We start from the raw sequence: 14,324 nt of genomic DNA, 5'->3' as shown, positions 1-14,324 counted from the left end.
AAGGCTGCGCCCTCGTTCTTCCGGAGATCCACCACCGTGACCCACCAGCCGTTCACGCACCTGCACGTTCACACCCAGTACTCGCTGCTGGACGGTGCCGCGCGGCTGAAGGACATGTTCGACGCGTGCAATGAGATGGGCATGACACACATCGCCATGTCCGACCACGGCAACCTGCACGGCGCGTACGACTTCTTCCATACCGCCCGGAAGGCCGGAATCACCCCGATCATCGGGATCGAGGCGTATGTCGCCCCCGAGTCCCGGCGCAACAAGCGCCGCATCCAGTGGGGCCAGCCCCACCAGAAGCGCGACGACGTGTCCGGTTCCGGCGGTTACACCCACAAGACGATCTGGGCGGCGAACGCCACCGGCCTGCACAACCTCTTCCGGCTGTCCTCCGACGCGTACGCCGAGGGCTGGCTGACCAAGTGGCCGCGCATGGACAAGGAGACGATCAGCACGTGGTCGGAGGGCCTGATCGCCTCCACCGGCTGCCCCTCCGGCGAGCTCCAGACCCGACTGCGCCTCGGCCAGTTCGACGAGGCCCTGAAGTCGGCCTCCGAGTACCAGGACATCTTCGGCAAGGACCGGTACTTCCTGGAGCTGATGGACCACGGCATCGAGATCGAGCGCCGGGTGCGCGACGGGCTGCTGGAGATCGGCAAGAAGCTCGGCATCCCGCCGCTGGTGACGAACGACTCGCACTACACGTACGCGAGCGAGGCCGGCGCCCACGACGCCCTGCTCTGCATCCAGACCGGCAAGAACCTCTCGGACCCCGACCGCTTCCGCTTCGACGGCTCCGGCTACTACCTGAAGTCGACCGACGAGATGTACGCGATCGACTCCTCGGACGCCTGGCAGGAGGGCTGCGCCAACACGAAGCTGGTCGCGGACCAGATCGACACCGAGGGCATGTTCACGTTCCGGAACCTGATGCCGAAGTTCGACATCCCGGACGGCCACACCGAGGTCAGCTGGTTCCGCGAGGAGACCATGCGCGGCATGCACCGCCGCTACCCCGGGGGCATCCCGGACGACCGGATGAAGCAGGCCGAGTACGAGATGGACACGATCATCTCGATGGGCTTCCCGGGCTACTTCCTCGTGGTCGCCGACTTCATCATGTGGGCCAAGAACCAGGGCATCGCGGTGGGCCCCGGCCGTGGCTCCGCGGCCGGCTCGATCGTCGCGTACGCCATGGGCATCACCGACCTCGACCCGCTCACCCACGGCCTGATCTTCGAGCGGTTCCTGAACCCCGAGCGCGTCTCCATGCCCGACGTCGACATCGACTTCGACGAGCGCCGGCGCGTCGAGGTGATCAGGTACGTGACCGAGAAGTACGGCCAGGACAAGGTGGCCATGATCGGCACCTACGGCACCATCAAGGCCAAGAACGCGATCAAGGACTCCGCGCGCGTGCTGGGCTACCCGTACGCCATGGGCGACCGGCTCACCAAGGCCATGCCCGCCGACGTCCTGGGCAAGGGCATCCCGCTCTCCGGCATCCTCGACCCGCAGCACCCCCGCTACGGCGAGGCCGGCGAGATCCGCGGGATGTACGAGAACGAGCCGGACGTCAAGAAGGTCATCGACACCGCCCGCGGCGTGGAGGGCCTGGTCCGCCAGATGGGCGTGCACGCCGCCGGCGTGATCATGTCCAGCGAGACGATCACCGACCACGTGCCCGTCTGGGTGCGCCACACGGACCAGGTGACCATCACCCAGTGGGACTACCCGAGCTGCGAGTCGCTCGGCCTGCTGAAGATGGACTTCCTGGGCCTGCGCAACCTCACGGTCATGGACGACGCCGTGAAGATGGTGAAGGCCAACAAGGGGATCGACATCGACCTCCTGGCCCTCCCGCTCGACGACGCAAAGACCTTCGAACTGCTCGGCCGCGGCGACACCCTCGGCGTCTTCCAGTTCGACGGCGGGCCCATGCGCTCCCTGCTGCGCCTGATGAAGCCCGACAACTTCGAGGACATCTCCGCCGTCTCGGCCCTGTACCGGCCGGGCCCGATGGGCATGAACTCGCACACGAACTACGCCCTGCGCAAGAACAAGCAGCAGGAGATCACCCCGATCCACCCCGACCTGGAGAAGCCCCTCGAAGAGGTGCTCGCGGTCACCTACGGCCTGATCGTCTACCAGGAGCAGGTGCAGAAGGCCGCCCAGATCATCGCCGGGTACTCGCTCGGCGAGGCCGACATCCTGCGCCGCGTGATGGGCAAGAAGAAGCCCGAGGAGCTCGCCAAGAACTTCACGATCTTCCAGGAGGGCGCCCGGAAGAACGGCTACACCGACCAGGCGATCCAGGCCCTGTGGGACGTCCTGGTCCCCTTCGCCGGCTACGCCTTCAACAAGGCGCACTCCGCCGCGTACGGGCTCGTCTCGTACTGGACCGCCTACCTCAAGGCGAACCACCCGGCCGAGTACATGGCCGGACTCCTCACCTCGGTCAAGGACGACAAGGACAAGTCCGCGATCTACCTGAACGAGTGCCGGCGCATGGGCATCAAGGTGCTCCCGCCGAACGTCAACGAGTCCGAGCCGAACTTCGCGGCCCAGGGCGACGACGTGATCCTCTTCGGGCTGACCGCGGTGCGCAACGTCGGCCAGAACGTCGTCGAGTCGATCATCAGGACCAGGAAGGCGAAGGGGAAGTACTCCACCTTCCCCGACTTCCTGGACAAGGTAGAGGCCGTCGTCTGCAACAAGCGCACGGTCGAGTCGCTGATCAAGGCCGGCGCCTTCGACGAGATGGGCCACACCCGAAAGGGCCTGGTCGCCCACCACGAGTCGATGATCGACAACGTGGTCGCGGTCAAGCGCAAGGAGGCCGAGGGCCAGTTCGACCTCTTCGGCACCATGGGTGACGAGGGCGCGAGCGACGAGCCGGGCTTCGGGCTCGACGTCGAGTTCTCCGACGTGGAGTGGGAGAAGTCCTACCTGCTCGCCCAGGAGCGCGAGATGCTCGGCCTGTACGTCTCCGACCACCCGCTCTTCGGCCTGGAGCACGTCCTCTCCGACAAGACGGACGCCGGCATCTCCCAGCTGACCGGCGGCGAGCACTCCGACGGCGCCGTCGTCACCATCGGCGGCATCATCTCGGGCCTCCAGCGCAAGATGACCAAGCAGGGCAACGCCTGGGCCATCGCCACCGTCGAGGACCTCGCCGGATCCATCGAGTGCATGTTCTTCCCCGCGACGTACCAGCTCGTCTCCACCCAGCTGGTCGAGGACACCGTCGTCTTCGTCAAGGGCCGCCTCGACAAGCGCGAGGACGTCCCCCGGCTCGTCGCCATGGAGATGATGGTTCCCGACCTCTCCTCGTCCGGGACGAACGCACCCGTCGTCCTCACCATCCCGACGGTCAAGGTCACTCCTCCGATGGTCACCCGGTTGGGCGAGATCCTGCGGCACCACAAGGGCAACACCGAGGTCCGGATCAAGCTCCAGGGGCCGCGCTCCACCACCGTGCTGCGCCTCGACAAGCACCGGGTGCAGCCCGACCCGGCGCTCTTCGGCGACCTCAAGGTGCTCCTCGGGCCGTCCTGCCTGGCCGGATGAGGCCGGTCGCGGGGGTCCGCGGACCGGCCCCCGCCCGCGGCCGAACGTGAAGAAGGGCGCGCCCAGAGCTCTGGGCGCGCCCTCGTACGTGGTGCTCGCGGAGGCGTCAGTTGTGGCCGAACTTCTTCTGCTTGCCCTTGCGAGCCATGTCCATCGGACTCGGGGAGCCGCCCGAGGGCTCGGACACCGATTCCGTCGAGCTCTTCGACGGATCCTGTGCCGACGAGCGGGGCTGCTGCTTCTGTTCGTGCTGGCGGTTCTTGTTCTTGGCCATGGTGGAGCCTCCGTGAGGGTCTAGGGGCCAGGACCGCCTTCACCCTCACACGGCGCCACAAACCTCGCATTTTGGATCTTTACTGCGCGTAGTCGGCCGGCCCTCCCTTCGGCGCGGGTGAAAGATCCGCCACGCCGATGATCGAGTTCCGGCCGTCAACACCCTTGCGGTCGGGCAGACTCGGGGAACCCGCGACACACACAGAGGAACCCCAGGGAAGAGGGTGGTACGCGTGGACCGCTGCGTCGTCCTGGTGGACGCCGGCTATCTGCTGGGCGCCGCCGCCAGTCTTCTCGCCGGGGAGCCCTCCCGCTCCCGCATCACCGTCGACCATGCCGCCCTCATCCAGGGCCTGCGCGAGCGTGCCGAGGCCGACACCGAGCAGCCCCTGCTGCGCATCTACTGGTTCGACGGCGCACCCGACCGGGTGCCCCAGCCCGAGCACCGGCGGCTGCGCGTCATGTCCCGCGTCACCGTCCGCCTCGGCGCACTGACCCGCAGCGACGGCCGCTGGGCGCAGAAGGGCGTGGACGCCGCCATGCACGCCGAGCTCACCGAGCTGGCCCGCAACCGCGCCTGCTCCGACGTCGTACTCGTCACGGGCGACGGGGACCTGCTGCCCGGCCTGATGTCCGCCAAGGAACACGGGGTCGCCGTCCACCTGTGGGCCGTCCAGGCCGCCGACGGCGACTACAACCAGTCCGAGGACCTCGTCGCCGAGGCCGACGAGCGCCGCGTCCTGGACCGGGCCTGGATCACCCGGGCCGTCCGCGCCAAGGACCTCGCCGGACTGTGCGCCCCGCCGCCCGCACCGCGCCCCGAGATCGCCGCCATCCTCTCCGCCCCGCTGCCCGAGGCGGCCCTCGCCGAAGCCGCCCGCAGCGCCGGCGCCAACGGAGCCGCGGCCCCCGCCCCCGCCGAGCCCGAGGGCGGCGGCGCCCCCGTGCCCGCCCCCACCGCCGGCGGAAAGACCGTACCCACGCCCAAGGACCTCGCCGGCTCGCTGCGCGCCCCCGGCCAGCAGCCCGGCCCCACGGGCGGCCACGGCCACGGGAGCCCCCAGCCCCCGGCCGGCAGCGCCCTGCGCTGGTCCTCCGACAAGGGCTGGATCGACCGGGCCGGACCGCTGGGCGAGCCCGCCGAGACCGCCTCGCTGCCCACCCTCGCCCAGCTCACCAGCGCGGAGCAGCGCTGGGCGGACCGCGAGGAGGACATCACCACCGTCGGCGGCGACCCCTTCGAGGTCGGCCAGGTGTTCGCCCGGCGCTGGATGGAACGCCTCCCGGAAACCGTCCACCTGCAGAAACTCGCCACGATGTACCCGCGGATCCCGCACCGCATCGACGGGGAGCTGCTGCGCTACGCCGCCCGGTTCGGGCTGCTCGCGCACAAGGACGACCAGATCGACGAGCACGACCGCTACGCCATCCGCGCCGGGTTCTGGCGGGAGATCGACGTCCGCGCGGCCGCCGAACACGTCGCCGGCACCCCCGCCGCCGTGCCCGCGGGACCGACGGGACCGACGGCCGAGTAGGGCGCGGGCGGGACGCGGGCGGGGCGCGCGCATCCATGCCGACCGGGGCGTCGGGGGCACCTCCCGGCGGTGGCCGGACGAAAGCCGCGTAGGCTGCTCCCTCGTGAGTACGGGCACAGCATCAGCACAACCGAACACGGCAGTGGCCGCGGACGCGGCTTCGGACGTGGTCTGCGCGGTGCGTGACCTGGTCAAGACGTACCCCGCGGTACGGGGCCGGCGCGGGGCTCCCGCCCTCCCCGAGACCCGGGCCACCGACGGGGTCTGCCTGGACGTCCGGCGCGGCGAGATCTTCGGCCTGCTCGGCCCCAACGGCGCCGGCAAGTCCACCCTGGTCCGCCAGCTCACCGGCCTGATGCGGCCCGACTCCGGGTCCGTGACCCTGCTCGGCCACGACCTCGTACGCCACCCCGAGCGGGCCTCCCGGCTGCTCGCCTACCTGGGGCAGGAATCCACCGCCCTCGACGAGCTCACGGTGGCGCTGGCCGCCGAGACCACGGGACGGCTGCGCGGGCTCGGCGTACGGGCGGCGCGGGCCGAGCGGGACGCCGTACTGGAGGAACTCGGGCTGACCGCGATCGCCGGGCGGCCCCTGAAGAAGCTCTCCGGCGGACAGCGGCGCCTCGCCTGCTTCGCCGCCGCGCTCGTCGGGGAGCGGCCGGTGCTGGTCCTCGACGAGCCCACCACCGGTATGGACCCCGTGGCCCGGCGGGCCGTGTGGGCGGCCGTGGACCGGCGGCGCGCCCGGCACGGGGCCACCGTCCTGCTCGTCACGCACAACGTCATCGAGGCCGAGACCGTCCTGGACCGGGTCGCCGTCATCGACCAGGGCCGGGTGATCGCCTGCGACTCCCCGGCGGGCCTGAAGGCCCGGGTCTCCGGCGAGGTCCGGCTGGAGCTGGTGTGGCGCACCGCGCCGCCTCTGGAGGTGCCGGAGGTCGCGGCGCTCGCGCCGGAGGCGGCCGGGGCCGGGCGCCGGTGGGTGCTGCGGCTGGCTCCCGACGAGGCGCGCGCGGCGGTCGCGGCGGTGAGCGGCGGGCCGGCCTTCGCCGCCCTCGACGACTTCACGCTGGCGACCCCGAGCCTGGAGGACGTCTACCTCGCGCTGGGCGGGCGTGCCTCGAAGGGTCTGGTGAAGTCGTGAGCACGACCGCCGTCGGCACCGCTGCCGGCACCACTGCCACCGGCACCACCGCCGTGGGGGTGCTCGCACCGCAGGCGCGGCTGTTCCCCGCGCTGGCCGCCGTGTACCGGGCGCAGCTGTCCCGGGCCCGGGTGTCCCGTATCCCGTTGCTGTTCGTGGCCACCTTCCAGTCCGTCGGGATCATGATCCTGATGCGGGGCGTGGTGGACGGGGGCTCGGAGGCCCGGGCCGTCGTCGCGGGCTCGTCCGTACTGGTCGTCGCCTTCGTCGCGCTGAACCTGCTCGCCCAGTACTTCGGGCAGCTGCGGGCCAGCGGGGGCCTGGACCACTACGCCACGCTGCCCGTGCCGCCCGCCTCGGTGGTGCTGGGCGCGGCCGCCGCGTACGCCTCCTTCACGCTGCCGGGCACGCTCGTCACGGCGGTGTTCGGATGCCTGCTGTTCGGGCTGCCGATGGGCGGGCTGTGGATCCTGGCCGCGGTGGTGCCGCTGGCCGGTGCCGCCCTGGCCGGTCTGGGGGCGGCGCTCGGGCTGCTGGCGCCGCGGCAGGAGCTGGCCACGCTGGCCGGACAGCTCGGCATGTCGGCGGCGCTGCTGCTGGGGGTGCTGCCGCCGGAGCGGATGCCGGGGGTGATCGTGTGGGCGCGGGACCTGCTGCCGTCCACGTACGGGGTGGAGGCGTTCGCGCGGACCTTCGCGCCGCATCCGGACTGGGCGGCGGTCGGGCTCGACCTCGGGGTGTGCGCGGTGGTGGGGGTGCTCTCCCTGGCCGTCGCGACGTGGGCGTACCGGCGGGCGGCCGTTCGCTGAAGCGATGGGCGGCCGCCGGAGCGGCGCCCGCCCGGGCCCCGGTGGGCCGAAGCGGCGGTCCGCTGACGCCGACGCCGTCGGCACCTGGCACGATGTGGGGGTGACCGAAGCCGTGACCACGCCCTCCCCGCACGAACCGCCGCTGCCGCCCGAGAAGCGGAGCGGCTCCGTCGGGGGCATCACCCCGGCGGACATCCGCGACGGGGCCGCCGTGGCCCTGGTGATCGGGGTGGCCGGCGTGCTGCTCGGAGTGCTGTGGGCGTGGCTGGCGCCGAAGGCGCAGTACGTCTCGAACGGCGAGGCCGTCTTCCTGAAGAACTCCGAGAGCGAGGCCCGGATCGGGTCCGACGGGACGTTCTTCCTGCTGTCGGTCGGATTCGGCGTGCTGAGCGCGGTGCTCGTGTTCCTGTGGCGGCGCCGGGGCGGTGTCCCGCTGGTCGTCGGGCTGGTGCTCGGATCCTGCTTCGCCGCGCTGGTGGGATGGCGGATGGGGCTGTGGCTGGGGCCGTCCTCGGACGTGGCCGCCGCAGCGGTGAAGGCGGGCAAGGGCGTGCCGTTCGATGCGCCGCTGCAGTTGCTGGCGCAGGGGGTGCTGCTGGTCTGGCCGATGGTCGCCGTGGCCGTCCACCTCGGCCTGACGGCCCTGTGGACCCCGCACGACGAGGACCCGGCCGACGCCGAGCGGGGCGTCTATCCCCCTGCCCACGTCCACGGGACCCCTGCCCCGGCCCCGTCGGACCCGTCCGCGCCGGAGCCCCCGCGAGCCTGATCGCGAGGGGGCGGGCCGCCGCGCGCGGGGCTTGCCCTTCCCCGCCCTTCTCCCTCCCCCGGACTTCGTCCGGGAGGGACCCCCGACCGGAGGACTCCGCCCGGACCCGGTCCTCGAACGCCCGACGGGCTGACATCAGCCCCGCCGGCGTTCGAGGCGCGGTGGCTACGAACGGCCGATGGGGGCCAGGGTGGCGCCCGTCAGGGCCGTCAGGGTGGCGGGCGGGAGTTCCACCTCCAGGCCCCGGCGGCCCGCCGAGACGCAGATCGTGGTGTGCGCCGCCGCCGACTCGTCCACCACCGTGCGGAGCCGCTTGCGCTGGCCCAGCGGGGAGATGCCGCCCCGCACGTAACCCGTCGTGCGCTCCGCCAGTGCCGGGTCGGCCATCGCCGCCCGCTTCCCGGCGACCGCGGTCGCCAGCGCCTTCAGGTCCAGGCTTCCCGACACCGGGACCACCGCCACCGTCAGCACGCCGTCCACCTCCGCGACCAGCGTCTTGAAGACCCGGTCCGGGGAGACCCCCATGGCCTGCGCCGCCTCCTCGCCGTACGAGGGGTGCGCAGGGTCGTGCTCGTACGCGTGGACCGTGAACTCCGCCTGCGCGGAGGTCAGGGCCGCGATCGCCGGTGTCCCCGCCGGGGCCTTCTTCTTCGCCATCAGTCCTTCGCCGTCAGTTCGGGCTCGTCGGCGCGCGCGTCAGGTCCACCGCCGGCAGCGACGGCAGGTGGCGGATGACCGCCGTCTCCGCGCGCAGCAGCTTCAGTTCCTCCGCGAGCCGCGTCGCGGTGTCCGGCGCCTGGAGCAGCCGCTGCTTCGCCGGGATGTCCAGTACGGCCGCGGCCGCCACCAGGTACGAGACCACCGACGGCTCGTCCGGCAGGTCCGCGCCCGAGGTCAAGGACCGCTCCCGGGCTCCGGCCAGCCGCTTCTGGTAGTTCCGGAAGGCCCGCAGGACCCCCTCCGCCAGCGCGCCCGCACCGTCGCCCGCGTCCTCCGGGAGCTCTTCCAGCTCCGCGACCAGGTACGGGCCCGAGGCGTCCACCGACAGCAGGCGCACCCGCGCCGTACCGGTGGCCAGGACCTCGAAGCTGCCGTCCTCCCGCTCCCGGATCGTCGCCGCGTCCGCGATGCAGCCCACCCGGTGGAAGGCCTGGACGGGGTCCGGGCCGAAGCCCGCCGTCGGGCCCCGCTCGGGCAGCGCCGTCTGGTCCGGCAGGCCCGGCGCGGTCGGCGCGACCTCCCGGCCGTCGCGGATCGCGACGACCGCGAAGCGGCGCGGCTCGTCCTCGCCCGTCTTCAGCAGCTCGCGCATCATGGCGCGATAACGCTCCTCGAAGACGTTCAGCGGGAGGACGAGTCCCGGGAACAGCACCGAGTTCAGCGGGAAGAGGGGCAGGCGAACGGAGGTCACGAGGCACAGGGTAGTGGCCGGGGGCCAGGGCCTGTCACCTCCGTTGTTCCCGCTCTTCCCGCTCACCCCCGCCGCAGCAGCCGCGAGGCTCCCGCCGCCACCGTCGTCGCCAGGGTCCAGCCCAGCAGGACCAGCGCCGCCGAGCCCCACTGCCAGCCGCCCTCCACGTCCCACTGGCCGTCCTGACCGAGATCGATCACGGGGAGCAGCAGGTCCAGCGCGTACAGCGCCGGGTCCCAGTGCGGGTGCTCGTCCGCCTTGATCGGGGGCGGCTGGTGCCGGAAGAAGAGCAGGGCGCCCGCCGCCCACAGCACCGCCATCCACAGCGCGGCCCGGCCGGGGCGGTACCCGTACGCCACCGTCCAGTCCTGGAGGTACCCCCAGGCCTTGAGCGCCGGCGGCAGAGTGGTCCGGCGCCGGCGCTGCTTGGCCAGCAGTACCTCGCGGGCGTCCGCGTCCTCGCCGCTGGCGCGCAGTACGGAGGCCAGCCGCTCGTACGGCTCCGGCGAGTACTCGGGGGTGGCCGCCGCCACCCAGTCCAGCCGGCGCGCCAGCGGGAAGTGGCCGCGCGGCGCGAGGTTCTCGTACGCGAACCCCTCCATCGACACCCCGCCGGGGCCGGGCCAGCTGGTGGAGGTGTCCACCAGCTTGACCACCTTCGCCCCCGACAGCACCACCCGCCCCCGCTCCGGCCGCTCCCCGACGAACCGCAGCTCCGGGGTCTGGATGCGGCGCAGCGAGACCTCCTGCTCCGCGGTGAGGACGAACCGGGCGCCGTAGAAGTCGACCGCGTCGCCGAAGCGTCCGTCGTCCAGGCGCAGCCCGCCCCGGCACTCGAAGCGCTGGGCCCGCTGCCCGCGCGTGGGCGTCTGGCCGAGCCCGTACGGGGGAGTGGAGGAGCCGGAGTCGCCGGGGACGTAGTCGAGGGCGATCGAGGTCAGGTACAGGGTCCGCTCGACGGTCAGCTGCGGGGCGTTCAGCGCGCGCCGCCCGTGCGGGTTGCGCAGCCGGGCCCCGCGCAGGTTCATCGACACGCCGACCTTCGCGCCGCGCAGGCTCACCTCCCCGTCCGTCTCCAGCAGCTCGCCCTGGAAGTCCTGCGCGACCGACATCCCGTCCGCGGCGATGGCCCGCCCCTTGTTGTCCCGCCGCACCACGGCCTGGCTGATCAGCAGGTCGGTGCCGATCTGGGCGTCGGTCAGCCGGATCCCGCGGGCCACGCGGCAGCGCGGCAGGTGCAGATCGCCCTCGGTGTGCAGCCGGGAGGCGTCCAGCCGCGGTATCGCGCAGTTGATCATGCGCAGGGTGATGAACCGGGTCTCGGACAGCTGGATCTCACTGTCGAAGCGACAGGACTGGAGTTCGACGTACGGCTGTACGGTCCCGCCCGACAGGTCGAGCCGCCCCGTGATCCGTACGCCGCGCAGCTTCAGCGAGGCCACCCGGCCCGGCACCGGCGGCGGCCCGTGGAGCAGCAGCAGCGCCACCACCTGGGCGCGGACGCTGCGCCCGGCGCCCCAGTTGCGTCCGCTGTCGTGCGGATCGTCCTCGTTGGCGGCGCGGGCGCTCAGGTCGCACATGCTGCCCGTCCGGTACGCCTGCCACATGCGGCGTTCGGGATCGGTGAGATCCGCGGGCTCCTCGCCCACCCGTGGCTCCGCCATGGCGGCCCCCCTCCGCTGTGGATACGTGTAGGGGAACGCTAGTGGGCGCCAGTGACATCCGGGGCGTGTATCAGCCAGTGATACGGGCGAACGGTGGCGGGAGACGGTCTGAGAGAATTGGGAGGTGATCTCTCGTATCGACCTGCGCGGTGACGCCCTCCCCGAGGGCGGCGCCCTGCGCGATCTGCTGCCCCGTGCCGAGTTCGACGTAGAAGCTGCCCTGGAGAAGGTGCGGCCCATCTGCGAGGACGTCCATCATCGCGGCACGGCGGCGTTGATCGAGTACGCGCAGAAGTTCGACGGCGTCACGCTGGAGCAGGTCAGGGTCCCCGCCGAGGCCCTCAAGACCGCCCTCGCCGAGCTCGACCCCGCCGTCCGCGCCGCGCTGGAGGAGTCGATCCGGCGTGCCCGGATCGTCCACCGCGAGCAGCGCCGCGGCGAGCACACCACCCAGGTGGTCCCCGGCGGAACCGTGACCGAGAAGTGGGTTCCGGTCGAGCGCGTGGGCCTGTACGCCCCGGGCGGCCGCTCCGTCTACCCGTCCTCCGTCGTCATGAACGTCGTACCGGCACAGGAGGCGGGCGTCGAGTCGATCGCGCTCGCGTCCCCGCCGCAGAAGGAGTTCGGGGGCCTGCCGCACCCGACGATCCTCGCCGCGTGCGCGCTCCTCGGCGTGGACGAGGTGTACGCGGCCGGCGGGGCCGTCGCCGTCGCGATGTTCGCGTACGGCACGGAGGACTGCCTGCCGGTCAACATGGTGACCGGCCCCGGCAACATCTGGGTCGCCGCCGCCAAGCGCTACTTCACCGGGAAGATCGGCATCGACACCGAGGCCGGCCCCACCGAGATCGCCGTCCTCGCGGACTCCACGGCGGACCCGGTGCACGTCGCGGCAGACCTGATCAGCCAGGCCGAGCACGACCCGCTGGCCGCCGCCGTGCTCGTCACGGACTCCGCGGAGCTCGCGGACGCCGTCGAGAAGGAGCTGGAGCCGCAGGTCGCGGCCACCAAGCACGTCGAGGACCGGATCAAGCCCGCCCTCGCCGGCAAGCAGTCCGCGATCGTCCTGGTCGACAGCCTGGAGGACGGCCTCAAGGTCGTCGACGCGTACGGCGCCGAGCACCTGGAGATCCAGACCGCCGACGCCGCGGCCTGGGCCGCCCGCGTACGGAACGCCGGCGCGATCTTCGTCGGCCCCTGGGCACCGGTCTCGCTCGGCGACTACTGCGCCGGGTCCAACCACGTGCTGCCCACCGGCGGCTGCGCCTGCCACTCCTCCGGCCTGTCCGTGCAGTCCTTCCTGCGCGGCATCCACATCGTCGACTACACGCGCGAGGCCCTCGCCGAGGTCACCCACCACGTGGTGACGCTGGCCGAGGCCGAGGACCTGCCGGCGCACGGCGCGGCCCTCAAGGCGCGCTTCGGCTGGAAGGTCCCGCAGGCATGACCGGCATCGACGACCTCCCCATCCGGGACGAACTGCGCGGCAAGACGCCGTACGGCGCCCCGCAGCTCGACGTGCCCGTCCAGCTGAACACCAACGAGAACCCGTACGAGCTCCCCGAGGCGCTGGTCCGGCGCATCGCCGAGCGCGTCGCCGAGGCCGCCCGCACGCTCAACCGCTACCCCGACCGGGACGCGGTCGAGCTGCGGACCGAGCTGGCCGCGTACCTCACCCGCACCGGCAAGCACCCGGTCGCGCGGGAGAACGTATGGGCCGCCAACGGCTCCAACGAGGTCATCCAGCAGCTGCTGCAGACCTTCGGCGGGCCCGGGCGGACCGCGATCGGCTTCGAGCCCTCGTACTCCATGCACGCGCTGATCGCGCGCGGCACCGGCACCGGCTGGATCTCCGGCCCGCGCCGCGAGGACTTCACCATCGACGTGGAGGCGGCCGAGCAGGCCATCGCCGAGAACACACCCGACGTCGTCTTCATCACCTCGCCCAACAACCCCACGGGTACCGCGGTCGAGGCGGAGACCGTCCTCGCGCTCTACGAGGCCGCGCAGGCGGCCAAGCCCTCCCTCGTCGTCGTGGACGAGGCGTACGTGGAGTTCAGCCACCGCGACTCGCTCCTGCCGCTGATCGAGGGCCGGCCGAACCTGGTGGTCTCCCGGACCATGTCCAAGGCCTTCGGCGCCGCCGGGCTGCGCCTGGGCTACCTGGCCGCGCACCCGGCCGTGGTCGACGCCGTCCAGCTCGTACGCCTGCCGTACCACCTGTCGGCCGTCACCCAGGCGACCGCGCTGGCCGCCCTGGAGCACACCGACACCCTGCTCGGCTACGTCGAACAGCTCAAGGCCGAGCGGGACCGCCTGGTCACCGAGCTGCGGGCCATCGGCTACGAGGTCACCGAGTCCGACGCGAACTTCATCCAGTTCGGGAAGTTCGAGGACTCGCACACCGCCTGGCGGAAGATCCTCGACCAGGGTGTCCTGGTCAGGGACAACGGCGTACCGGGATGGCTGCGGGTCACCGCCGGCACCCCGGCCGAGAACGACGCGTTCCTGGAAGCGGTTCGCGCACTGAAGAAGGAGCAGCACGCATGAGCCGCATCGGACGGGTCGAACGGACCACGAAGGAGACCTCGGTCCTCGTCGAGATAAACCTCGACGGCACCGGCAAGGTCGACGTCTCGACGGGCGTGGGCTTCTACGACCACATGCTCGACCAGCTCGGCCGCCACGGCCTCTTCGACCTCACGGTCAAGACGGACGGCGACCTGCACATCGACAGCCACCACACCATCGAGGACACCGCGCTCGCGCTCGGCGCCGCCTTCAAGCAGGCCCTCGGCGACAAGGTCGGCATCTACCGCTTCGGCAACTGCACCGTGCCGCTCGACGAGTCCCTCGCCCAGGTGACCGTCGACCTGTCCGGCCGCCCCTACCTCGTGCACACCGAGCCCGAGAACATGGCGCCGATGATCGGCGAGTACGACACGACGATGACCCGGCACATCTTCGAGTCCTTCGTCGCGCAGGCCCAGATCGCCCTGCACATCCACGTCCCGTACGGGCGCAACGCCCACCACATCGTGGAGTGCCAGTTCAAGGCGCTGGCCCGCGCCCTGCGCTACGCCGCCGAGTTCGACCCGCGCGCCGCCGGAATCCTGCCCTCCACGAAGGGCGCCCTCTAG

Annotated in this window: 12 protein-coding genes; 8 read left to right on the top strand and 4 right to left on the bottom strand. The window is 72.0% G+C overall.

Translation table 11 applies throughout. The features are described from left to right. Window positions 1-36 precede the first annotated feature (36 nt). Window positions 37-3,579, top strand: coding sequence for a DNA polymerase III subunit alpha (gene dnaE, locus ADK52_RS10955; protein ID WP_053689565.1), 3,543 nt, complete (start codon window positions 37-39; stop codon window positions 3,577-3,579). 106 nt (window positions 3,580-3,685) lie between these two features. Here dnaE and ADK52_RS42930 read toward each other — a convergent pair whose 3' ends face one another. Then, on the bottom strand, window positions 3,686-3,853 hold the full coding sequence (locus ADK52_RS42930) for a hypothetical protein (protein WP_182508677.1): 168 nt from the start codon (window positions 3,851-3,853) through the stop codon (window positions 3,686-3,688). Window positions 3,854-4,085: 232 nt separating this feature from the next. On the opposite strand from ADK52_RS42930, the gene ADK52_RS10950 reads away from it, so the two are divergent. The 4 genes from ADK52_RS10950 (at window position 4,086) to ADK52_RS10935 (ending at window position 8,109) form a co-directional block, all read left to right on the top strand. Continuing rightward, on the top strand, window positions 4,086-5,387 hold the full coding sequence (locus ADK52_RS10950) for an NYN domain-containing protein (protein WP_420714844.1): 1,302 nt from the start codon (window positions 4,086-4,088) through the stop codon (window positions 5,385-5,387). A gap of 142 nt (window positions 5,388-5,529) precedes the next feature. Further along, a complete protein-coding gene (locus ADK52_RS10945) occupies window positions 5,530-6,531 on the top strand; it encodes an ABC transporter ATP-binding protein (RefSeq protein ID WP_053689563.1) in 1,002 nt (333 codons plus the stop codon). Beyond that, entirely contained in the window at window positions 6,528-7,340 is an 813-nt protein-coding gene (locus tag ADK52_RS10940) for an ABC transporter permease (protein ID WP_078988241.1), read from the top strand. The genes ADK52_RS10945 and ADK52_RS10940 overlap by 4 nt, the downstream gene beginning before the upstream one ends. 100 nt (window positions 7,341-7,440) lie before the next feature. Further along, window positions 7,441-8,109 (top strand): DUF2567 domain-containing protein, encoded by a 669-nt coding sequence (locus ADK52_RS10935; RefSeq protein ID WP_220461332.1) that lies wholly within the window; start codon window positions 7,441-7,443, stop codon window positions 8,107-8,109. 165 nt (window positions 8,110-8,274) lie between these two features. On the opposite strand, the gene ybaK is transcribed toward ADK52_RS10935, so the two are convergent. The 3 genes from ybaK to ADK52_RS10920 all read right to left on the bottom strand — a co-directional run bounded on the left by ybaK (window position 8,275) and on the right by ADK52_RS10920 (window position 11,184). Next, window positions 8,275-8,766 (bottom strand): Cys-tRNA(Pro) deacylase, encoded by a 492-nt coding sequence (gene ybaK, locus ADK52_RS10930; protein ID WP_053689562.1) that lies wholly within the window; start codon window positions 8,764-8,766, stop codon window positions 8,275-8,277. A 13-nt stretch (window positions 8,767-8,779) separates the two neighbouring features. After that, window positions 8,780-9,520 (bottom strand): LON peptidase substrate-binding domain-containing protein, encoded by a 741-nt coding sequence (locus ADK52_RS10925; RefSeq protein WP_053689561.1) that lies wholly within the window; start codon window positions 9,518-9,520, stop codon window positions 8,780-8,782. Between the two features lie 62 nt (window positions 9,521-9,582). Continuing rightward, on the bottom strand, window positions 9,583-11,184 hold the full coding sequence (locus ADK52_RS10920; protein ID WP_053689560.1) for an oxidoreductase: 1,602 nt from the start codon (window positions 11,182-11,184) through the stop codon (window positions 9,583-9,585). Between the two features lie 124 nt (window positions 11,185-11,308). On the opposite strand from ADK52_RS10920, the gene hisD reads away from it, so the two are divergent. Genes hisD through hisB form a run of 3 tightly spaced genes read left to right on the top strand, consistent with a single transcriptional unit; the run spans window position 11,309 to window position 14,324 of the window. After that, window positions 11,309-12,631, top strand: a complete 1,323-nt coding sequence (gene hisD / locus ADK52_RS10915) for a histidinol dehydrogenase (protein ID WP_053689559.1) — start codon at window positions 11,309-11,311, stop codon at window positions 12,629-12,631. Continuing rightward, window positions 12,628-13,734, top strand: a complete 1,107-nt coding sequence (locus tag ADK52_RS10910) for a histidinol-phosphate transaminase (protein WP_053689558.1) — start codon at window positions 12,628-12,630, stop codon at window positions 13,732-13,734. The genes hisD and ADK52_RS10910 overlap by 4 nt, the downstream gene beginning before the upstream one ends. Further along, window positions 13,731-14,324: an imidazoleglycerol-phosphate dehydratase HisB gene (gene hisB / locus ADK52_RS10905; protein ID WP_030155936.1), complete on the top strand. Its 594-nt coding sequence runs from the start codon at window positions 13,731-13,733 to the stop codon at window positions 14,322-14,324. Before ADK52_RS10910 ends, hisB begins: the two co-directional genes overlap by 4 nt.

The organism is Streptomyces sp. WM6372 (genome assembly GCF_001279655.1).
Taxonomy (GTDB): domain Bacteria; phylum Actinomycetota; class Actinomycetes; order Streptomycetales; family Streptomycetaceae; genus Streptomyces.
The sequence above is the reverse complement of the archived record's forward strand: the minus strand, read 5'-3'. Positions and strand labels throughout refer to the sequence as shown.

Bases quoted from the DNA above. Each gene is read 5' to 3' on its own strand.
- ybaK (WP_053689562.1), bottom strand. From the start codon at position 8,766: ATGGCGAAGAAGAAGGCCCCGGCGGGGACACCGGCGATCGCGGCCCTG.
- ADK52_RS10910 (WP_053689558.1), top strand. From the start codon at position 12,628: ATGACCGGCATCGACGACCTCCCCATCCGGGACGAACTGCGCGGCAAG.
- ADK52_RS42930 (WP_182508677.1), bottom strand. From the start codon at position 3,853: ATGGCCAAGAACAAGAACCGCCAGCACGAACAGAAGCAGCAGCCCCGC.
- ADK52_RS10920 (WP_053689560.1), bottom strand. From the start codon at position 11,184: ATGGCGGAGCCACGGGTGGGCGAGGAGCCCGCGGATCTCACCGATCCC.
- hisB (WP_030155936.1), top strand. From the start codon at position 13,731: ATGAGCCGCATCGGACGGGTCGAACGGACCACGAAGGAGACCTCGGTC.